This is a genomic window from Microvirga mediterraneensis, assembly GCF_013520865.1.
In the GTDB taxonomy this organism is placed as follows: Bacteria; Pseudomonadota; Alphaproteobacteria; order Rhizobiales; family Beijerinckiaceae; genus Microvirga; species Microvirga mediterraneensis.
Genome location: NZ_JACDXJ010000001.1, coordinates 3,469,918 through 3,491,001, shown reverse-complemented (window position 1 = coordinate 3,491,001; position 21,084 = coordinate 3,469,918). Strand labels below are relative to the sequence as shown.

Here is a 21,084-nt window from a genome sequence, read left to right as displayed (position 1 = left end):
CCATTCGCCCACCCAGGGTCGTAGGGGCGATGGATCGCTTTTCTGATCGCCCATTTTGGTCAGCAATGCTGCCCTTATCAAGGCCGGATCGACTGAAAAGGAGAGGTGGGGCTGTCCGGAAGCCCGGCAATTGGTCGTACACAATAAAGAAAAAGCTCCCTCATGCTGGGTGAGGGAGCCCGATTGTTTGGCTGCGCCGAACGGGCTACTCGCCGATGCTGGCCGTCTGGACGGGGTCCATGTCGCGGCAGACGCCCTGCGCCTTCAGGCGGCCATGGTCGCGCGGATCGCAGGCGCTCTGGACGAACATGCGCCACTGGTTTTCCGTGCCGTAGAACGTGTTGCGGTCCACATCGCCCTTCACGCCGGGAACGCGGCCCGTGGTGGTGAACTGCCAGAAGGTCCAGCGGCGGTTATTGTAGCGCACATGCGGCTCGGCCGCCGTGCTGCGGATCCAGTAGGGATAATCGTTGAACTCGCCTTCCAGGATTTCCTTATGGAAGGTGATGTCGGTGTAGATGATCGGGCGCTTGCCGGTATGGGCTTCCATCTCGCGCAGCATCACGTCGATCATGGCGAGCGCCTGCTCACGGGGAACCTTCTTCGGGCAGTTCACAGACTGGCCGTTCCACTCGACGTCCAGAACCGGGGGGAGGGCCTCCGGATCCCGGGGAACGTTCCTCTTGAACCAGGCCGCCTGCTCGTGCGCAGGGCGGCACCAATAGACGAAGTGATAGGCCCCGCGCGGAACGCCCGCCTTCTTGGCCTCCTGCCAGTTCTCTTGGAACTTGCTGTCGACGTGGTCGCCGCCCTCGGTCGCCTTGATGAAGGCGAACTGGGTGCCGGCCCGTCGCAGGGAGGCCCAGTCGACATCGCCCTGCCATTTGGAGATGTCGACCCCATGAATCGGGAGCTGGTGAGCCGATGCGACGCCTTCGTGGGGCCTGACATCGCCCTTCGTCGGATACCGGCTCGATGAGGGCATGATGGCGCAGGAGGCGAGACCCAAGGCGATTGCAGCGAGCGCGCTGAACCGGGCAGCCCGTACGAAAGTCGTCAGGCCGGAACACTTGGAGCGGCTGGGGGAGCGGCGGCGAGTCTTCATCGGTTCAACTGTATTGTACGCAAAACGGGATCGCACCAGAGATGCCCGAAGAGCGTTAACAGGCCCTTACGAGCGCGGCGCGATGTGAGCCTACAGACGAAACCAGACCGTTGCGATACCCAAAAAGGAGAAAAAGCCGACGATATCCGTGATGCTCGTGACGAAGGGGCCGGACGACACGGCCGGGTCGACGCCGAACCGGTTGAGCGTCAGTGGGACGAAGATGCCTCCGAGCGCCGCGAAGAGCAGGACCGAGATGAGCGCGAGGCCGATCACCAGGCCGATCTGGGGCGACTGGAACCACACGCTCGCGACCGTACCCAGGATGACGGCGAAGACCAGCCCGTTTAGGATGCCGACCGCCGCCTCGCGGCGGATGATGCGCCAGGCGTTGGCGCGGCCGAGTTCGCGGGTGGCGAGCGCCCGGACGGCCACCGTCATGGTCTGGGTGCCGGCATTGCCGCCCATGGACGCCACGATGGGCATCAGGATCGCGAGCGCCACCATCCGTTCCAGGGATTCCTCGAAGACGCGGATCACGCCCGCGGCCAGGAAGGCGGTGCACATATTGGCGAAGAGCCAGGGGAAGCGGCTTCTCTGGGTGTAGAGCACCGTGTCCGACAGCTCTTCGTCGGATTTCACGCCGCCGAGCTGCTTGATGTCGGCGTCGGCCTCTTCCTCGAGCACGTCCACGATATCGTCGACGAGGATGACGCCGACGAGGCGCCCCGCCTCGTCCACCACGGCCGCGGACACGAGGTTGTAGCGCTCGAACAGGCGCGCCACTTCCTCCTGGTGCTCGGTCGCCTTCACCCGGTCGGGCTCGTCGTCCATGATCTCCTGGATCGTGACCGGACGCTTCGAGCGCAGGAGCCTGTCCAAGGCCACGGCTCCGAGCAGGTGGCCCGCCGGATCGATGACGAAGATCTCGTAGAAGGTCTCCGGCAGGTCTGCCGTCTCGCGCATGAAGTCGATCGTCTGCCCCACCGTCCAGAACGGCGGCACGGCGATGAACTCGGTCTGCATGCGCCGCCCGGCGCTGTCCTCGGGGTAATCGAGGGAGCGCTGGAGCGCCACGCGCTCGACGGCCGGAAGCTGATCGAGAACTTCCGCCTTCTCCTCTTCGGGAAGGCTTTCGAGAATCGTGATCGCGTCGTCGGAATCGAGGTCGCGGACGCCCTCGGCGACGGTCGCGGTTTCGAGCTCCTCGAGAATTTCCTCGCGGACCGCTTCGTCCACCTCTGTGAGGGCGGCAAAATCGAAGGACCGGCCGAGAAGTTCGATGAGGCGAGGGCGCTGATCGGGCTCGAGTGCTTCGAGCAGGTCGCCGAGCTCGGATTCGTGGAAGCCTTCGACGAGCTTCTGCAGGCGCTCGACCTCCGAGGCCTCGATGGCATCGGCGGCGGCGGCCAGAAATTCCGGATTGAGCTCGCCCTCCTCGTCCCTGAAGGCCAGGGCTTCGGTTTCTGGCTCATCGGGCTTCGGAAGCGGCGTCTTGTCTTCGACTTCCAGCATCAGCCGTCCTCTGAGGTGGGTTGTCGCCTTTTAGGCATGGGGGCAGGCCCGCGCAATGCGCCCTAAAGACTTTTCGAAGAATCGGTCGGTGGTCGTTTTTCACCGGGCCGGTGAAGGCGCCCGAGCGCTGGGCCTTGGCTTCCGGATCGGCAGGGTCATCAACAAAAAAGGCCCCCTAGGGGGCCTTTTCGTCTTCGGCACCTGAATGCCAAAGTTGGTGCGGTCAAGAGGACTCGAACCTCCACGGGTCTCCCCGCTACCACCTCAAGGTAGTGCGTCTACCAATTCCGCCATGACCGCGAACTCGGTTCCAGGAGTGGGTTTCTCCTGAAGAGGAGGCCGCTCTAGCAGATCGACCGGGGGGCTGCAACCCCTTCCGTAGCGGATCCGCAAATTGACATGAGCGAATGCCTCGCCTGCCGATCGCGGTCTAGGCGATAAGCGGCTGGAACGACTATATAAGCGGGAGTTCTATGGCGTTCCGGGGGGCCTCCGGGTCTCTCGAGACAAGAACAATTCCGCTCTGCCTCCCGCCAAGTTTCAAGGTGAACCGGTGTCGAACCTGCGAGACAGCCTGACCTTTCAGTTTCCGCCTGAGAGCGGCTCTCCTCCCGTGGAATGGGTCATCACGGAGGGCCTTGTCCCTTACGAGGAGGCTGTCGCCTTCATGGAATCCCGGGCGGAAGCGATTGCTGCCGGCGAGGCGCGGGAACTGGTGTGGCTGGTGGAGCATCCGCCGCTCTACACGGCCGGGACCTCGGCCAGACCGGAAGACCTCGTGGACCCGGACCGCTTCCCTGTCCACCAGACGGGCCGGGGAGGGCAATACACCTATCATGGACCGGGCCAGCGGGTTGCGTATGTGATGCTCGACCTCAGGCGCCGCGCCCCCGACCTTCGCCGCTACGTGACGGCGCTCGAAGCCTGGCTCATCGCGACCCTGGATTCCTTCAACATCCGCGGCGAGCGGCGGGAGGACCGGGTCGGTGTGTGGGTCAGGCGGCCCGACAAGGGCGAGACGGCCGAGGACAAGATCGCCGCGATCGGCATCCGCGTCCGCCGCTGGGCGACCTTCCATGGAATCAGCCTCAACGTGGAGCCGGATCTTTCGCATTTCACCGGCATCGTGCCCTGCGGCGTGACCCGGCACGGGGTCACGAGCCTCGTCGATCTCGGCATCCCGGTCACCATGCCGGAGGTCGATGCGGCGATGCGCAGGGCTTTCGAGGAGATTTTCGGGCCGACGGAGAGGGCGGAGATACCGTTGCTCTTGAGCCACGGCGTCTAGGTTTTTCACGAAGGATACGGCGAGGCTTCTCCCCAAGGCCGCTTCATGCTCTAAGCTGGAGCAAACGGCTGATCATTGGCGGAACTTCCATGCAACGTGCCTTACTCGCTTCCCTTGTCGCCCTGGCTGCCTCGGCCTGCGCCTACCGGCCCGAGCCGACAGAGCTCGTCAAGATCGTCGATTCGCCGGCGGACGTGCGGGTCTGCACCCGTCTCGGCGAAGTCAGCCCCGTGACCCCGACGACCCCGGGAACGGCTAGACCCCTCTATATCGGCTTCGGCACGACCCTCGGCAGCTCGACCTTCGGCTACGCCACGGAGGACATGCTGCAGTCCACCGTCGCGCTCGGCGGCACGCATCTCTACCTGCAGCAGGTTTCCCATGACTGGTCGCTCGTGCGCGGCATCGCCTATCGCTGCGGCTCGGGCGTCGTGCGCCAGGAAACCGTCATTCGTGCGAAAGGCTGATCCGAGAGGCCGCCGATCCCGGTTGCATCGGCTCCCTGGTTCTAGGTACTGACGTGGACGGCCCTCCGGCGTTCCGCCGAGAGGGGCCGACACGAAGAACGAGGGAGAAAGCCGCCGTGCCCGTCATCGCCACCTCCGCCGATCTGACATCGGACGCCGCGCGGGCTAACCGTGCCGCCTGGGCCGAACTTGCCGAAGAGCTCCAGGCCAAGCGGCAGGAAGTGGCGGAGGGTGGCCCCGCCAAGGCACGGGAGCGTCACCTAGCCCGCGGCAAGCTCCTGCCGCGCGAGCGCGTGATGCGGCTTCTCGATCCGGGCGCCCCGTTCCTGGAACTCGGCTCGCTCGCCGCTCACGGCATGTATGAGGACGCGATCCACGGTGCCGGCATCATCACGGGCATCGGGCGCGTCGAAGGCCGCGAGGTCATGATCGTCTGCAACGATTCGACGATCAAGGGCGGCACCTATTACCCGATGACGGTGAAGAAGCACCTGCGCGCCCAGGAAGTGGCGCGCGAGAACCGTCTGCCCTGCATCTATCTGGTCGATTCCGGCGGCGCGAACCTGCCGCACCAGACGGATGTCTTCCCCGACCGGGAGCATTTCGGGCGCATCTTCTACAATCAGGCGACGCTGTCGTCGCTCGGCATTCCGCAGATCGCCTGCGTCATGGGTTCATGCACGGCGGGCGGTGCCTATGTGCCGGCGATGTCCGACGAGACCATCATCGTGCGCCGCCAGGGCACGATCTTCCTCGGCGGTCCGCCCCTGGTGAAAGCGGCGACCGGCGAGGTGGTGTCGGCCGAGGATCTCGGCGGCGCGGATGTCCATGCCCGCCTCTCCGGCGTGGCGGATCACTACGCTACCGACGACGTCCACGCGCTCGCCATCGTGCGCCGCATCGTCGGCACACTGAACACGCGCAAGAGCATCGAGATCGACATCGCCGATCCGGTGGAGCCGAAATACGGCATCGACGATCTCGACGCGATCGTGCCCACGGACCTCAAGAAACAATACGACATCCGCGAAGTGATCGCCCGCCTGGTCGACGGCTCCGAGTTCGACGAGTTCAAGCGCCTTTACGGCACGACTCTCGTCACGGGCTTCGCGCGGATCTGGGGCATGCCGGTCGGCATCATCGGCAATAACGGCATCCTGTTCTCGGAAAGCGCGCAGAAAGGCGCGCATTTCATCGAGCTGTGCTGTCAGCGGCGTATCCCGCTTCTCTTCCTGCAGAACATCTCCGGCTTCATGGTCGGCCGCCAGTACGAGGCGGGCGGCATCGCCAAGGACGGCGCCAAGCTCGTCACGGCGGTGGCCTGCGCCCAGGTGCCGAAAGTCACTCTGCTGGTCGGCGGCTCGTTCGGCGCAGGCAATTACGGTATGTGCGGCCGGGCCTATTCCCCGCGTTTCCTCTTTACCTGGCCGAACTCGCGTATTTCCGTGATGGGCGGCGAGCAGGCAGCGAGCGTTCTCGCCACCGTCCGGCGGGACAATATCGAGGCCGAGGGCAAGGCCTGGAGCGCGGACGAGGAGGAGAGTTTCAAGGCGCCGATCCGCGACAAGTATGAAAAGGAGGGCTCGCCTTACTACGCGACCGCCCGCCTGTGGGACGACGGAATCATCCTGCCCTCCGAGACCCGCCGCGTGCTCGCCTTGGCCTTTTCGGCCGCGTTGAACGCTCCGGTTCCCGAGACGAAGTTCGGCGTGTTCAGGATGTAGCAGACCGGGTTTGCTGTGATGTGGAACTCTTGCGGCCGGAAGGCGCTTTCAATGCATGCCGCAGGAAGGATTTGACCAGTACCGTCGAGCCTATGCCAGGCAGATCGCCCGGCTGGCGGAGATTCGCGACGGACGCATCGAGCAAGCCTTCGCGACCGTTCCACGAGAAACATTTCTGCCGCCGCCGCCCTGGACGGTCATCAGCATGGGTGTTGCCACCCAAACCTCTGAAATCGCCGATATCTACGCTAACGTCCTCGTCGCCATCGATCGCGAACGCGGCATCAACAACGGCGAGCCCGCCCTTCATGCCGCCTGGATGGATACGGTCGGCCCGCAGGCGGGCGAGACGGTAATCCATGTGGGCGCGGGAACGGGCTATTACACCGCCATCCTGGCGCTGCTCGTCCAGCCGAACGGGCATGTCGAGGCTTTCGAGTACGAGGCCGATCTCGCGGCTCAGGCGCAGCGGAACCTGGGGGCTTACGCCAGCGTGACCGTCCATGCGGCGTCCGCCTTCGGCCGCGTCTTGCCGAAGGCCGACGTCGTTTACGTCAATGCGGGCGTTCTTGCGCCGGATGCCGAATGGCTGCGGGCGCTCGAGCCGGGTGGGCGCCTGATCTTCCCATGGCAGCCGCACAAGGGCTGGGGCCCGACGCTTCTGGTGACACGGCGGGGAGGAGGGTTCAGCGTGCAGTCCCTGATGCGCGTCGGCTTCATCTCGTGCAGCGGAACGACCGAAAGAATTTCCGTCAGCCGTCTCCCGACCGAGGCCGATCTGGAAGCGGTCCGATCCGTCTGGATCAGGAGCGATCGCTCGCCTGATTCCAGCGCCGTCGCGGTCTACGACGATGTCTGGTTCTCATCCGAGAAACCGGGCGATTGAGCCGAGCGTAGTCGGGTCCGAACAGGCCCGTTCGTAGGGCTTGATCTCTTGAAGGCAAGGGGAATCCTGTCCCAAAAATGTTGCGGTGAAGCAACACCTTCAAACCTTCAACATCCTGCCTCTCTTAGCCCAAGCTCCGCCGCGATCCCGCCATAAACGGAGCGCTACACCTGATGCTGACTAAAGTGCTTCAAAACCAAAGCTTTACGTAACGACGCCTGGGGCAGAATTCGGGTTAAGGCTGTTCAGTTGATCCTTCCTAAGGGTCATTGCATCGGTGGCGTAGCACATGGCAGATCACGAGAGTTCCAAAGGGTTTGGAGCTCCACGTGAGAACCGGGTGGAAGAAGAGTGCGGACCATGGATGCGCGGTTGATCGACAAGTCGAAGCTGCCGAGCCGTCACGTGACGGAAGGGCCCGCTCGCGCGCCGCATCGCTCCTATCTCTATGCCATGGGACTGACCAAGGAGCAGATCGCCCAACCGCTCGTCGGCGTCGCCACCTGCTGGAATGAGGCGGCTCCCTGCAACATCTCCCTCATGCGCCAGGCCCAGGCCGTGAAGAAGGGCGTGGCTGCCGCCAGCGGGACACCGCGCGAGTTCTGCACCATCACGGTGACCGACGGCATCGCCATGGGTCACCAGGGTATGAAGGCGTCTCTCCCGTCCCGCGAGGTGATCGCTGATTCGGTCGAGCTGACCATGCGCGGCCATTCCTACGATGCGCTGGTGGGCATGGCTGGCTGCGACAAGTCACTGCCGGGCATGATGATGGCCATGGTGCGCCTCAACGTGCCGTCGATCTTCATCTATGGCGGTTCAATTCTTCCGGGCTCCTTCCGTGGCCGTCAGGTGACCGTGCAGGATCTCTTCGAAGCCGTCGGCAAGTACTCGGTCGGCGAGATGTCGGATGAGGATCTCACGGAGCTCGAGCAGGTCGCCTGCCCGTCGGCCGGCGCCTGCGGGGCGCAATTCACAGCCAACACCATGGCGACCGTCTCCGAGGCGATGGGCCTCGCCCTGCCGTATTCGGCGGGCGCTCCGGCACCTTACGAGATCCGCGACCGGTTCTGCGCCGCCGCCGGCGAGCAGATCATGGATCTGATCGCCAGGAACATTCGTCCGCGCGATATCGTGACCCGCAAATCCCTGGAGAATGCCGCGACGGTGGTGGCGGCATCCGGCGGCTCGACCAACGCGGCCCTGCATCTTCCCGCGATCGCGCATGAAGCCGGAATCAAGTTCGACCTGTTCGACGTCGCGGAAATCTTCAAGCGGACGCCATACATCGCCGACCTGAAGCCGGGCGGGCGCTATGTCGCCAAGGACCTGTTCGAGGTCGGCGGCATTCCGCTGCTCATGAAGACGCTTCTCGACCACGGCTACATGCACGGCGACTGCATGACCGTGACCGGGCGCACCATGGCCGAGAACCTGGCGTCCGTGAAATGGAACGACGATCAGGACGTGGTCTATTCGGCCGACAGGCCGATTACGCCCACGGGCGGCGTCGTCGGCTTGAAAGGCAACCTCGCTCCGGAAGGGGCCATCGTGAAGGTGGCCGGGATGTCGGCTGAAAAGCAGACATTCCGTGGTCCAGCCCGTTGCTTCGACGGTGAGGAGGCCTGCTTCGAGGCGGTCTCCAAGCACCAGTACAAGGAAGGCGAGGTCCTGGTGATCCGCTACGAGGGGCCGCGCGGCGGTCCCGGCATGCGGGAGATGCTCTCCACCACGGCGGCGCTCTACGGCCAGGGCATGGGCGACAAGGTGGCTCTCGTCACCGACGGCCGCTTCTCCGGCGCGACCCGCGGCTTCTGCATCGGCCATGTGGGGCCGGAAGCAGCGGTGGGCGGGCCCATCGGGCTGATCAAGGACGGCGACATCATCGCCATCGACGCCATCACGGGCACGATCGACGTGGAGCTCTCGGACGAGGAACTGGCGAAGCGCCGTTCCGAATGGAAGCCGCGTGAGACGAGCGCCACCTCGGGCTATCTCTGGAAATATTCGCAAACCGTAGGTCCGGCGCGGGACGGGGCTGTGACCCATCCCGGCGGGGCTGCAGAAAAAGAAACCTATGCGGACGTTTAAACTCATCGCAGCCACGTTGTGGGTGGCTACTCTCGGCGCCGGCGCCGCCTATGCGCTCGATGCCGCGCCGCGTCCGCAACCGCTCACGCCTGCCCTGTCCCCGGCACTCGCTCCGGGAATCAAGTACGGCTCAGCGCGCGACGCCCTGCGCAGCGGCATGCGAGACTATTATGCCGGCGATAAGATCGGCGCCGTGCACGCGCTCGAATATGCGGCGGGCCAGGGGCACTCGCTGGCGCTTTGGAAGCTTGGGCGCATGTATGCGGACGGCGACGGCGTCGAGCACGACGACCTGAAGGCGTTCGAGTACTTCTCCCGGCTTGCCGACCAGCACGCGGACGAAAGCCCCGATTCTCCCAATGCCTCGGTCGTTTCCAGCGCCTTCGTGGCCCTCGGCGGCTATTTCCTGGACGGCATCAAGGACAGCTACGTGGCGGCCAATCCGTCCCGGGCCGTCGAGATGTTCAGCTATGCGGCGACGTATTTCAGCGACTCCAACGCCCAATACAACCTCGCCCGTCTCTATCTCGAGGGCACCGGGGTCCGGAAGGATGCTCGCCATGCGGCTCGCTGGTTCAACCTGGCGGCCGAGAAAGGCCACACCGCGTCCCAGGCGCTGCTCGGGCATCTGCTGATGACGGGGCAGGGCGTTCCACGCCAGAGGGCCAAGGGCCTCATGTGGCTGACCCTGGCGCGCGAAGCCTCGACCGAAGGACCCAAGGACCAGTGGATCGTGTCCCTCTACGACGATGCCTTCGCGGCCGCCGACGAAAGCGACCGCAAGCTCGCCCTGGCCCTTTTGGAGCAATACATCCAGTCGCGCAGGTAAAGCCGGGCGATGATTCCTCTCCCCGTCATCACCGGCCTCGTGCCGGTGATGACGGGGAGAGGGCCTTTAAACAGGGGCAATCACTCGATATCCAGATCGACCATCACCGGCACATGGTCCGACGGCTTGTCCCAGCCGCGCACTTCCTTCCGGATCGAGGCCGTCCTGAGCTTGTCCTGCGCCTGGGCCGAGAGCAGCAGGTGGTCGATGCGGATGCCGTTGTTCCGCTGGAAGGCGCCCGCCTGATAATCCCAGAACGAATAAAGCCCCGGCTGGTCGTTGCAGGCGCGCACGGCGTCGAGGAAGCCGAGATTGACCAGCTCCCGGAACTTGGCCCGGCTCTCCGGCTGGAACAGGGCATCATTGACCCAGGCCGCCGGATCCATGGCGTCCTTGGGCTCGGGGATGACATTGTAGTCGCCGCACAGGACCAGGGGCTCCTCGAGCAGGAGGAGGCTCTTCGCATGGGCCCGCAGGCGGTCCATCCAGGCGAGCTTGTAATCGAATTTAGGCGTGCCGATGGGATTGCCATTAGGCAGGTAGATAGAGGCCACGCGCACGGCGCCGCGCGAGGTCGAGATCACACCTTCCAGATAGCGGGCCTGCTCGTCGCTCTCGTCCCCCGGCAGGCCCCGGCGGACATCCTCCAGCGGGCGCTTGGACAGGATGGCGACGCCGTTGTAAGCCTTCTGGCCGTGGGTGGCGACGTTGTAGCCGAGGGCCTCGACCTCCGCGCGGGGGAAGGCTTCGTCCACGCATTTCAGCTCCTGGAGGCAGACCACATCCGGATCGGCGCTCTTCACGAAAGTGGCGAGATGGTCCAGTCTCTGCTTGATGGAGTTCACGTTCCAGGTGGCAATGCGCATCGTGTCACTCTCGCTCTTTCGTCCTACCCGTTTCATCGGATGTTCGTTCCCGGCTGGCAAGGTTGAACTCGTCGCCATCCCCACGGTTGCACCGATGCGCATCGATGAAACCGTCTGCGCGACGATCCCTGCGGGTACCCATTTTCCGTGGCATATGCTCAATGGCCGGTGCTCGGCATTCAGATGAGTGCCGCCACCGTTCAAGAATTGCGAAAAGGACAGGTCTTTGCCCAGTGTCGAGATTCACGGCTATGCCATCGTGTCGGACGACGACCGTATCGCCGATGCGTCCGGACGGACGCCCGACGTGCTCCGCAACGACGCCGACTGGGCCTACTTCCAGGACGAACTCAATCAATCGGCCGTGACGGTGCTCGGCCGCCTGGGCCATGAGGCCAATCCGAATCCGAAGGGCCGGCTGCGGATGATCCTGTCCTCGTCATCACCCGGCCTCGAGCGGCGGCCGGACGGCTGGTGGTGGAACCCTGAGGCGCTTGCCTGGGACCAGGCGATCCGCACAGTCCTTCCGGGCGGCGGCCGCGTGGCCGTGCCGGGCGGGCGGCGGGTTTTCGATCTCTTCCTCGCCGTCGGCTACGATGCCTTCCATCTGACACGCGCCGAAGGAACGTCGATTCCTGACGGCGTGCCCGTCTTCTCCGGCTGCCGGGAAGGCGTGAGTGCCGAGAACGTGCTGGCGGAACAGAGACTGAAGCCGGAGCCCCGCCGGATCCTCGACCCGGCAGGACCGGTGAGCCTGACAATTTGGCGGAACGGTCGCCAAGATCTGTGAGTTTGCTTGGAGTTGACGTGCAACAGCGACCCGAAGGGAGAAGCCGATGCGTCACCTCACCATCTCGACCGCTTTGCTCGCAGGCTGCCTGATCGCCGGGGGCGCATGGGCGCAGGGCTCCTCCGGCGGCTCCAGCGGAGGGGGCGCCGGCGGCGCCTCCGGCGGGGGCTCCTCGGCTTCACCGTCCACGGGCTCGTCGGCGTCTCCGAGCGGCGCAACTCAGCCTGGAGGATCGTCCATCAGGCCGCCCGCGCAGGGTGCCCAGGGAAGTGCCGATCCTGGAAACAGCTCCAGCCGCATGGGTGGCTCAACGGGAAATACGGGAACGGGCAGCCGGGCGACCACGGGTACGGTCCCGCCTCCCGGCAACGAAGGCAGCACGGGAGGAACCGCCGCGGGCTCCGGCGGCTCCCAGACGGGACCCCGCACGACCGGAACGGTTGCAGGCGGCAACCGCCTGCAACCGGGTGAGACTTCGACCGTCGCCCCCAGCTCCCGCGAAGAGAAACTCCTCCAGGATGCCGATAAGCGGGTCCGGCGGGGGATTTGCCAGGGCTGCTGACGCTCAGGCAGCTTGGTCGAGAGCCGGATAATCCGTGTAGCCCTCGGTGCCGCCGCCATAGAACGTGGCGCGATCCGGCTCATTGAGCGGTGCGTTGAGACGGAAGCGATCGACAAGATCCGGATTGGCGATGAAGAGGCGTCCGAACGCCACCAGATCGGCACGGCCGCTGGAAACGGCCTCGGCCGCCATCTCACGGCTATAGCCGTTGTTGGCGATGTAGGCCCCGCGGAAGGACCGGCGCAAGCCTTCGTAATCCACGGCCACCGCATTGCGGTCGCCCTGGGTGGCGCCTTCGATGACGTGGAGATAGGCGAGGCCCAGCCCGTCGAGCTTCTCGACCACATGGCTGAATAGGGCCTGCGGATTCGAATCCTCCGCGTCGTTCACCTTTGCCGGGGAGAGGCGGATGCCGACCCGTCCCTTGTCCCAGACCTTCAGCACGGCTTCAGCCGCCTCGATGGTCAGGCGAGCCCGGTTCTCGATGGAGCCGCCATAGGCATCGGAGCGCTTGTTGGAGCCGTCCTTCATGAACTGGTCGAGCAGATAGCCGTTCGCGGCATGGATCTCGACGCCGTCGAAGCCGGCCTCCTTGGCGTTGCGGGCAGCGTTCTCGTAATCCCGCAGGATTCCGGGGATCTCAGAGATTTCGAGCGCGCGGGGCTCGGATACGTCGGCGAAGCCTTCCTGGAGGAACGTCTTCGTTTGGGCCCGGATGGGCGAGGGGCCGACGGGCGCGCCTCCGCCGGGCTGGAGCGACGTGTGGGAGACCCGTCCCACGTGCCAGAGCTGGATGAAGATCCGGCCGCCGGCCTTGTGAACCGCGTCGGTCACCTTGCGCCAATGCGCGACCTGCTCGGGCGAATAAATGCCGGGCGTGCGCAGATAGCCCTGGCCCTGGTGGGAGATCTGCGAGCCTTCCGAGATCAGCAGACCGGCGCTGGCGCGCTGGGCGTAATAGGTCGCCGTGATATCGCGAGCCACATCCCCTTGTGCCGCCCGGTTTCGGGTGAGAGGGGCCATGACCAGGCGGTTGGGCAAAGTCAGATCGCCCAGTGTAAAGGGCTGGAACAATGCATTGGCGTCAGCACTCATTGAAAACCTCGTTTCATCCTGTGGAATTATCCAAAGCACAGGTCGATACGAGATAAGCAGCCCTCCATCTGACGCAACGGAAGGCTGCTATGCAAAAATGCCATGCCCCGGACACTGGACCCGGGAGCGACTTGGCATTTCTGGGGTTGAGCCGGACTCAGGCCGGGCTGCTGGCCCGGTCGAGCTTGGTAATATCCTCGTCATCGAGACGCACCTGGGTGGCCTGAACGAGATCCTGAACCTGCTCCACGCTCGTGGCGCTCGCGATCGGGGCCGTGAGCCCCGGCCGCGCAATCAGCCAAGCGAGCGCAATCCGGGCCGGCGTGGCATTCTTCCGGGCAGAAACCTCGTCCAGAGCCGCCAGGATGCGCCGGCCGCGATCGTCGAGATAGGCCGCCATGCGGCCGCCCCGCACGCTCTTGCCGAAATCCGCCTCCGACCGGTACTTGCCCGTCAGGAATCCGCTCGCGAGGCCGTAATAGGGAATGACGCCGACCTCTTCCTTCCGGCAGAGAGGTTCCAGCTCGACTTCGTACTCCGCGCGGTCCGACAGGTTGTATTTCGGCTGCAGGCTCTCGTAGCGCGGGAGACCCAGCTTTGCGCTGATCTCCAGCGCCTCCTTCAGCCGGGCGGCCGTGAAGTTCGAGGCCCCGATGGCCCGCACCTTCCCGGCCCGGATCAGCCCATCATAAGCCTCGAGCGTCTCCTGCTGCGGCGTGTCGAGATCGTCGCGATGGGATTGATAGAGATCGATGGTGTCGGTCTGGAGCCGCCGGAGCGAATCCTCCACGGCGGAGCGGATATAGCTCTTCGACAGGCCTTTCCGGTCCGGCGCTATTTCGGATCCGACCTTGGTGGCGATCACGAGTTGGTCGCGATTGCCGCGAGCCTTCATCCATTTGCCGATGATGGTCTCAGACTCGCCGCCCGTGTGGCCGGGCACCCAGGTGGAATACACGTCGGCCGTGTCGATGAAGTTGAGGCCGGCATCGACATAGGCGTCGAGCACCTTGAACGACGTCGCCTCATCGGCCGTCCAACCGAAGACATTGCCGCCGAGGCACAGGGGAGAAACCATCAAGTCAGATCGGCCGAGCCGACGCTTTTCCATCTTCATCTCCATGATCCGCTGCCGTTTCAGAGCGGATCATGGAGATAGCGCATCGTGAGGAAAAGTGGACCTGCCATTCCCCACGATATGTCGGATTCGGACGCGACGGTGCCCGTGATCAGGCGGCCGCGCTCAACGTGATGCCGCGCGCTTCCGCGAAGGCAAACAGCTCGGATTCGCTGCCGACGCGATGCCGCTGGTCGATGGTCCAGCCGGTCTCGTCGCGCACCACGATGTAACCCCGCGCCTGAAGGCGGGACACCACCGACTGAATGCCGCTCGATTCGGATTTCGTCACGCCGCGCTCCGCGATGAAACGTTCGATGGCCGCCTGCGCGGCCTGAGCGAGGTCGATGGCATCGGCGCGGTTGGCGGGCTTTGCCTTCGCCTTGGCCTGCGCAAGAGCGCGTGCCGGATCCCTGCGGACGGATTTCCAGCCGCCGCGGCCGGAGGTCTGTCCTCCCGCCGTCTCGGGCTCCTCGGCCCGAGGCGCGGCGGGGGCCTCGGTAACGACGATCTTCGGGACAGTGGGTGCGACAGGCTGCGGGGCAGGGCGGAGAGGCGCGACCTGGGAAACACCCTGCACGGAGGACAGGACAGCCTTCTTCTCCGGCTCCTTAGGTTTCTGAACGGGCTTGGGAGCCGCGGGCTGTGCCTTTTCGCGAAGCGCTTTCTCCTCGCGAGCTTTTTCCTGGCGAGCCTTCTCAGCTCGAGCTTTTTCTTCATGAACCCGACGGGCTGCTTCTTCACGGGCATGGCGTGCGGCTTCAGCAACCTGCCGCTTGGCTTCGGCCTCCGCCTTCCAGGCTTCCATCTGCCGCTGCTTGGCTTCCGCTTGCGCTTTTCTCGCCTCCGCGTCGCGACGGGCGGCGGCTTCGGCCGAGCGCTTGACCCGGATGACGAGCCGCTGGTCGATGCGACCCTTCTCGGCGATGGCGGCTCTCGCGGCGCGGATCATTCCCGCTTCCGTCTCTGCGACGATGGTCTTCAGATGCTCCGCCAACGATGCCTCGACAGTCCTGATGGCTTGAACGATCGCCGCCTGGACGTCGATCGACGGCAGCACTGTCCTTGCGGCGGACGCAGCCGATGGAGCGGGAATCTCCGTCCGGGCAACGGGAACAATGCGCTCCGGAGCGGGGGAGCGAACCGGCCTCTGCGCGGCGGGTCTCGTGGTCGCCGGTTTCAAGGATTGCGCCTGCGGCGGCTTGGGACGAGCCATTCCGGCGGCCGTGATCTTCGCCAGCTTGGAGAGATCGCGCACGCCGATCAGGCCGAGGTCCTGCATCTTCCAGCGGATCTGGGTCACGGTGCGGTCAAGTTCGGCGGCGATCAGCTTGTCAGTCAGCGGAGGATCGGCCGAAACGAGTTCGCGCAGGCGTGCGACGCTGGCTTCATCCCAGGTCTGGTGAGGCTGGACGAGAGTGCCGATCAGCCGCGCTCTGGCATAGGTTGCCGGCACGGGCCTGCCCAGCTTCGCTGCAGTGACGGGAACAGGGACCTTGGCCTCCCTGTCGCGGCGAAGAATCTCGAGTTCTTCTTCAGTCCAGACCCTGTTCATTGCAGGGCTTCTCCTTTTCTCAGCAAGTTCACAGCAAGGCTGGGATCCGGCGAACCTGCATCGCGAGAAGAAGAGCGAATGCGAAGAGAAGGGAAATTCGCCGGATCGTGCCGGCGACGGATAACCGTTAAGCCGACATGCGGTGGAGGGGCACCTGATCAACGGTGCCGGTGATGGCGGAGCTCGCCGCCGGGAGCCATGGAGCCGGCCCCGGATCGGGGCGCAGCTCATGCTCATGCATGACACGGCAACCCCTCACGAAGCGCAGGCTTCGCGACGAGGACCATTGCGGTCGTATGAGGGTGAGTTGCAGCTGCATGCCGGTTTCAAATCAAGAGTGCTGGGAGGTGTAGTCGGCTTCCGATCAAATCTCAATGCTCATGACGTCCGTAACGGAAACTTTCCTCGGCGGAACCGGAGAGCGTTGCGGAACAACGATTTCGAGCAGCTTTCCGATGGGCTCGTAAGGATTGATTAACCATGGCGGCGCATTCTCGTTCGCGTGAGTCCCGCGGGGATTTTACGCATGCCTGACAGGGGGAAGGCTCATGGCCGAGAGCAACATCACGAAAACGATCAACGAGAGAATTGAAGCCGTCAAGAAAGTCGTGAATCTCATCTCGCAGGCGGGCAGGGGAGACGACCTGCATGATCTGCGCGTGCTCCTGATCAATACCATGAGTCTGCTCAAGCGCGATCCCGGCATCGAGGCCGCGGTGGACGACCTTTACGCCTCGGCGGCCGCGCTGGTGCGGGATGCCTCCTCCGGCTATCCGCCGAACGCAAGATCGCTCCGCCTCCTGGTCTCTGCCTCCGATCGATTCTGCATGCGCCTCACCTCCGCCGTGGACCGGATCGTCCCCGAACCCGAGACGCGTCTCAAAGGATTGGAAGCGGCCTATGCCGTGCAGCTTGAGCGCTTCTCGATGAATGCCGATCTCGATCCCGTTGGCCAGGTCGCGTAGCACGCTGAGGCGATCCCGTTCGCATCCCTGGCCACATCGCTCATCGACACAGCCCTCCTTGCCTGCGGCATAGGGGCCTTTGTTATTGAACCTTGCTCGGTTTTGGCCCGCAGTGCGCGTGGTGCTTTGTCCAGTCTCTGACTTATCATGCGCATCCAATGGTGCACTCCTTCAAAGAGGATGCTCGTGGTCTGAACGTCAAAAACCCTCGCCGAGGTTTCTGTGCGAGGGTTTTGCGGGGTTGGTTGCGGGACCTGAAACCACCGCCCCTCTATGCACAACGCGCTATCACTCGAGCTCAGCTCGATAGGCTAAAGGAAGCCATTCTGTCTCGAATTGCTCGTGGACTCTCTGGTTTTTAATCAGAGGGCCTTGGGTTCGAGGCCCAGCGCGCTTACCAATCATTTCAAAGGTTTACCGGCATCTGTCCTTTGAGCCGTTTTCTTCCGGGTCGCTAACGGGTAGACAGACGTCAGCACGTGGAGCCTGCTCGGATCAAAGCTCAGTCCAGCCTAAGAATGCGAACCATGAACCGAGCCGTTTGACGCCTGCCCTTCCCTGAAGCCCGGATATACGCAGTACAGTTACACAGTGGCCTGTGATCAGGCCGGAAGGTCTGCTCACAGGCGGTGAGGAGACCTTCAGCGGGCATGCCTAAACCTCCCAAATTGACCCTGAGCCGACTCCCAGCCCAATTCCTTAAGAAGCTTATGAAACAGAGTCTCTCAAAATAACCGATCTATATCACGATGCACGAGTCAGCTTACCTCGTGGAGCTATAGTGTTGGGCTGATAGAATTCTTCACCTATTACGCTGCCGGTTATGTAATAGGACAACGCATCATTACATAATGCTGTTGCCCAAGTACCTCTTTTGGGTTGCCTCGTCGGAAACTAACGGTCAGATTAAGACTTATGTCTTCGACCTCTCTTGTAAACTGATAGAGGGCGCGTCTTTCATCAGGGGCAAGGGCAAAGGTCGTTGTAACCGCCTCTGTCTCATGCCCTGATCGAGCTCTGACCTATGAAATTCTTTCGTATCCTCTTGGGAGTCATTCTGCTCCTCGGAGGCCTCTATGTCGTTGTCGGCGAGTACCTCTCGGGAACGAGCGCCGATGCCACGATCAATGCCCGCACTACCGTGCTCAGAGCGCCGATCCAGGGACTGGCCGAGTTCTCCGTGCGTACGATCGGAGCCCGGATCTCCCCGGAAGAGGCCGTGGTGCGCATCACCGATAATCAGTTCGACAACGCGCGCCTGATCGATCTTGAGCGGACCCGCTCCACCCTCGAGGCGGATCTCACCCGGCTTCGGGCCCAGACCGGGGCGGTCGACGAGGCCCGCAAGATCTTGGACGCCCAGGCCAAGAGCTATCAGGAAGGGCGCGTGCGCCAGATCCGGTCCCGCATCGCCGAGGCGCAGACCGCCGTGAACTCGGCAGAGGCGCGATTCCGCGAGGCGGACAGCGCCCTGGACCGGACCAAGGAGCTGAATTCCCGTGGCGTCCAGACCGCGATCACGCTGGACCGCGCCCAGGCCCAGTATGATGTCGCGAAACAGGACATCGCCAGCACTCGCGAGCGTATCACCTATCTCACGGCGGAGCTCTCCTCAGCCCAGAACGGGGTTTTCATCGGAGACTCGTACAACGATGCGCCGTTCTCGATCCAGCGCATCCGGGAGTTCGACCTCCGACTGGCCGAACTCAGGGCCGAGGCGGAGAATGTCAGCAGCCGTCTGAAGCTGGTCACCGAGCAGATCGCGGCCGAGCGGGTCCGGGTCAACCGCCTGACTGCGGCGGAACTCTCGGTGCAGAACCCAGCCATCGTCTGGAACTTCCTCGCCAGCAGCGGCGAGCATGTCAACCAGGGGCAGGATCTCGTCCGGTTCGTGGATTGCTCCGCCGTCATGGTCACGGCCAGCGTGAGCGAGAGAGTCTATTCCAGCCTGCGGGTCGGCATGCCAGCCCAGTTCCGGCTGATCGGCGACGACCGGGTCTTGCAGGGAACCATCACACGCCTCGGCGGATCGGGAGCAGCCGGCCTCTACAGCACCCTCGCCATTGGCCCAAGTCCCGAGCACCTGACGCGCTTCGACGTCGCCTTGAGCATTCCGGAGCTCGCGAGCGATCCGGACCTCTCCTGCGCCGTCGGGCGCACGGGCCGCGTGGTCTTCACGGGCGGACCGCTCGCGGGCATCCGGCAGAGGCTCGCGGATCTCGGCCTGTAGATGCTCATCCTCGACCAATCTCTGTCGAGCCTCGCCGGTCTGGCCATCGTCGTCGGCCTTGCCCTGCTGCTGCTGCCGCTCGCCACACCGAAGAGCACCTGGATGCGCGTCCTGTTGCTCGGCCTGACGACCTTGCTGGGCTGGCGCTACATGATTTGGCGGATCATGGAAACGGTTCCATCGGCGACCGAAGGGCTCACCCTCGATGTTCTCGCCGGATGGACCTTCGTGGCGATCGAGGCTCTGGCTCTCGTATCGTCCACGACGGCCTATCTGTTCCTCACCCGCCGGAAAGACCGGCATGAGGAAGCGAATCGGAATATCGCCTGGTGGGGAGGAAGCGCGCCACGCGTCGACCTTTACATCGCCACCTATAATGAGGAGCTGGAGGTTCTTGAGCGCACGCTCGCCGGTGCGCAGGCGAGCGACTATCCGAACCTGCGCGTCTTCGTTCTCGACGACGGGCGGCGGGAATGGCTGACCGAGGTATGCCTCCGCTACGGCGCTGAACATAGGACGCGGCCCACCAACGAGCACGCGAAGGCGGGCAACATCAACTACACGCTGACACAGCGCATGAAAGATGTGGATGCCCCCGACTTCGTCGCCGTTCTCGATGCGGATTTTGTTCCCCACCGCAACTTCGTGCGCCGGGCGGTCGCCCTGTTTCATGATCCCAAGGTCGGCCTCGTCCAGACGCCGCAGCACTTCTTCAATCCCGATCCGATCCAGCACAATCTTTACATCGCCTCCGCCTATCCCGACGAGCAGCGCTTCTTCTTCGAACATCTGGAGCCTGCACGCGACGCATGGGGCATCGCGGTGTGCTGCGGAACGTCCTCGATGGTGCGGGTCTCGGCTTTGCGCGAGATCGGCGGTCTGCCGACCCAGAGCGTGACGGAAGACTTCCTTCTGACCATCCGCCTCGACAGCCACGGCTATCGCACGGTCTATCTCAATGAAGCGCTTACGGAAGGGCTCGCACCGGAAGGACTGCATGAATATGTCGTGCAGCGCGGGCGGTGGTGCCTGGGCATGATGGAGATCGTGCGCAACGTCTACAATCCCTTCGGTGCAAATGGCTTGCGCCTCATGCAGCGCCTGAGTCTCGTTGACTCGATGTTGTTCTGGACGACCACCTTTCCGTTTCGCCTGATCGCACTCATCGGACCGCTGCTCTACTGGTACTTTGGCATCGTCGTCGTGAACGCCTCCCTCACGGATGTCGTCTCGTACTATGTCCCCTATTATGCAGCCGTGCTGATCACGCTGAACTGGATCTCCAATGGCATGATATGGCCTGTACTCAACGACGTGTCCCAGCTTATCGCCGCATGGCCGATCACGCGTGCGGCAGCGATGGGCCTGCTTACCAGAGGGCCGCACAAGTTCCGTGTAACGGCAAAGGGCGGCGATCGAACGAAGACGATCGTGCAATGGCCGATGATGAAGCCCTTCGCGCTCCTCTTCGGCCTGACCCTGCTGGCAATTCTGTTGCCTCTTATCTTTCCGGATCATTTCAGCCATGTGGCCAAGGCCGGAGACGGCATCAGGATTATCCTGTTCTGGACGATCTACAATCTCATCGTGCTCGCCATCACCATGCTGGTCTGCGTCGAACGCCCTCGCGACAACCGGCCCCAGCGAGAAAATGTCGAGCTGGCCATGCTCACCGTCGGTTCGCAAAGGCTGCCTTCCTGGGTGCTCGAACTCGGAGTCGACCATGCCCGCGTCCGCGGATTGGCGGGGCTGACGGTCGGCGCCCTCGGAACGATCGCGCTTGCGGATGTCGGCGATGTCGCCATCCGTATTTCGAACGAGACGAACGACGGCTATCGTTTGTCTCTGCGGCCTTCTCCGGAACAACGGGATGGAATCCTGCGCAAGCTCCACACGGCAGATGCCAGGCCAGGAACCGGGCGTGGCGATCTTCCCGAGATGATCAGGGGCTGGATGCGCGGCTTGGCGTCACGGTAGACGCAGGATAGGGGAGCACGCG

17 protein-coding genes and 1 tRNA gene are annotated in these 21,084 nt (G+C 63.8%); 11 read left to right on the top strand and 7 right to left on the bottom strand.

Translation table 11 applies throughout. The features are described 5' to 3' along the window. Positions 1 to 205: 205 nt before the first annotated feature. The 3 genes from H0S73_RS16420 to H0S73_RS16410 form a co-directional block, all read right to left on the bottom strand. Complete coding sequence (locus tag H0S73_RS16420; protein ID WP_181053151.1) at positions 206 to 1,105, bottom strand: glycoside hydrolase family 25 protein; 900 nt, start codon at positions 1,103 to 1,105, stop codon at positions 206 to 208. 90 nt (positions 1,106 to 1,195) lie between these two features. Then, entirely contained in the window at positions 1,196 to 2,620 is a 1,425-nt protein-coding gene (mgtE, locus tag H0S73_RS16415; RefSeq protein WP_181053150.1) for a magnesium transporter, read from the bottom strand. A gap of 215 nt (positions 2,621 to 2,835) precedes the next feature. Then, positions 2,836 to 2,920 (bottom strand) — tRNA-Leu (locus H0S73_RS16410). Between the two features lie 253 nt (positions 2,921 to 3,173). Between H0S73_RS16410 and lipB the strand changes: the two genes are divergently transcribed. The 6 genes from lipB to H0S73_RS16380 all read left to right on the top strand — a co-directional run bounded on the left by lipB (position 3,174) and on the right by H0S73_RS16380 (position 9,905). After that, complete coding sequence (gene lipB / locus H0S73_RS16405; protein ID WP_181053149.1) at positions 3,174 to 3,908, top strand: lipoyl(octanoyl) transferase LipB; 735 nt, start codon at positions 3,174 to 3,176, stop codon at positions 3,906 to 3,908. An 89-nt stretch (positions 3,909 to 3,997) separates the two neighbouring features. Further along, positions 3,998 to 4,375 carry a hypothetical protein gene (locus H0S73_RS16400; protein ID WP_181053148.1) on the top strand — a complete coding sequence of 126 codons (378 nt, stop codon included), beginning with the start codon at positions 3,998 to 4,000 and terminating at the stop codon, positions 4,373 to 4,375. A gap of 116 nt (positions 4,376 to 4,491) precedes the next feature. Continuing rightward, positions 4,492 to 6,099: a carboxyl transferase domain-containing protein gene (locus H0S73_RS16395; protein WP_181053147.1), complete on the top strand. Its 1,608-nt coding sequence runs from the start codon at positions 4,492 to 4,494 to the stop codon at positions 6,097 to 6,099. A gap of 55 nt (positions 6,100 to 6,154) precedes the next feature. Next, the gene (locus H0S73_RS16390; protein WP_181053146.1) at positions 6,155 to 6,985 is read left to right on the top strand and encodes a protein-L-isoaspartate O-methyltransferase family protein; all 831 of its coding nucleotides are present in this window, start codon (positions 6,155 to 6,157) and stop codon (positions 6,983 to 6,985) included. A gap of 360 nt (positions 6,986 to 7,345) precedes the next feature. Then, positions 7,346 to 9,076, top strand: coding sequence for a dihydroxy-acid dehydratase (ilvD, locus tag H0S73_RS16385; protein ID WP_181053145.1), 1,731 nt, complete (start codon positions 7,346 to 7,348; stop codon positions 9,074 to 9,076). Beyond that, positions 9,063 to 9,905, top strand: coding sequence for a tetratricopeptide repeat protein (locus H0S73_RS16380; protein WP_181053144.1), 843 nt, complete (start codon positions 9,063 to 9,065; stop codon positions 9,903 to 9,905). The genes ilvD and H0S73_RS16380 overlap by 14 nt, the downstream gene beginning before the upstream one ends. Positions 9,906 to 9,985: 80 nt before the next feature. On the opposite strand, the gene xth is transcribed toward H0S73_RS16380, so the two are convergent. Beyond that, positions 9,986 to 10,771, bottom strand: a complete 786-nt coding sequence (gene xth / locus H0S73_RS16375; protein WP_181053143.1) for an exodeoxyribonuclease III — start codon at positions 10,769 to 10,771, stop codon at positions 9,986 to 9,988. Between the two features lie 226 nt (positions 10,772 to 10,997). Between xth and H0S73_RS16370 the strand changes: the two genes are divergently transcribed. Both H0S73_RS16370 and H0S73_RS16365 read left to right on the top strand, forming a co-directional pair. Then, a complete protein-coding gene (locus tag H0S73_RS16370; RefSeq protein ID WP_181053142.1) occupies positions 10,998 to 11,561 on the top strand; it encodes a dihydrofolate reductase family protein in 564 nt (187 codons plus the stop codon). A gap of 46 nt (positions 11,562 to 11,607) precedes the next feature. Beyond that, positions 11,608 to 12,123 carry a hypothetical protein gene (locus tag H0S73_RS16365; protein WP_181053141.1) on the top strand — a complete coding sequence of 172 codons (516 nt, stop codon included), beginning with the start codon at positions 11,608 to 11,610 and terminating at the stop codon, positions 12,121 to 12,123. Between the two features lie 3 nt (positions 12,124 to 12,126). Here the strand turns inward: H0S73_RS16365 and H0S73_RS16360 are convergent, their stop codons facing one another. From H0S73_RS16360 to H0S73_RS16350, 3 genes are all read right to left on the bottom strand, one after another. Continuing rightward, entirely contained in the window at positions 12,127 to 13,218 is a 1,092-nt protein-coding gene (locus tag H0S73_RS16360; protein ID WP_181053140.1) for an alkene reductase, read from the bottom strand. 157 nt (positions 13,219 to 13,375) lie between these two features. After that, a complete protein-coding gene (locus H0S73_RS16355; RefSeq protein ID WP_181053139.1) occupies positions 13,376 to 14,329 on the bottom strand; it encodes an aldo/keto reductase in 954 nt (317 codons plus the stop codon). A 118-nt stretch (positions 14,330 to 14,447) separates the two neighbouring features. After that, the gene (locus H0S73_RS16350; protein WP_181053138.1) at positions 14,448 to 15,890 is read right to left on the bottom strand and encodes a hypothetical protein; all 1,443 of its coding nucleotides are present in this window, start codon (positions 15,888 to 15,890) and stop codon (positions 14,448 to 14,450) included. A 548-nt stretch (positions 15,891 to 16,438) separates the two neighbouring features. Here H0S73_RS16350 and H0S73_RS16345 point away from each other — a divergent pair. The 3 genes from H0S73_RS16345 (at position 16,439) to H0S73_RS16335 (ending at position 21,062) form a co-directional block, all read left to right on the top strand. Further along, positions 16,439 to 16,855, top strand: coding sequence for a hypothetical protein (locus tag H0S73_RS16345; RefSeq protein ID WP_181053137.1), 417 nt, complete (start codon positions 16,439 to 16,441; stop codon positions 16,853 to 16,855). A 1,024-nt stretch (positions 16,856 to 17,879) separates the two neighbouring features. Next, on the top strand, positions 17,880 to 19,085 hold the full coding sequence (locus H0S73_RS16340; protein WP_181053136.1) for an HlyD family secretion protein: 1,206 nt from the start codon (positions 17,880 to 17,882) through the stop codon (positions 19,083 to 19,085). Further along, positions 19,086 to 21,062 carry a glycosyltransferase family 2 protein gene (locus H0S73_RS16335; RefSeq protein ID WP_181053135.1) on the top strand — a complete coding sequence of 659 codons (1,977 nt, stop codon included), beginning with the start codon at positions 19,086 to 19,088 and terminating at the stop codon, positions 21,060 to 21,062. Positions 21,063 to 21,084 lie beyond the last annotated feature (22 nt).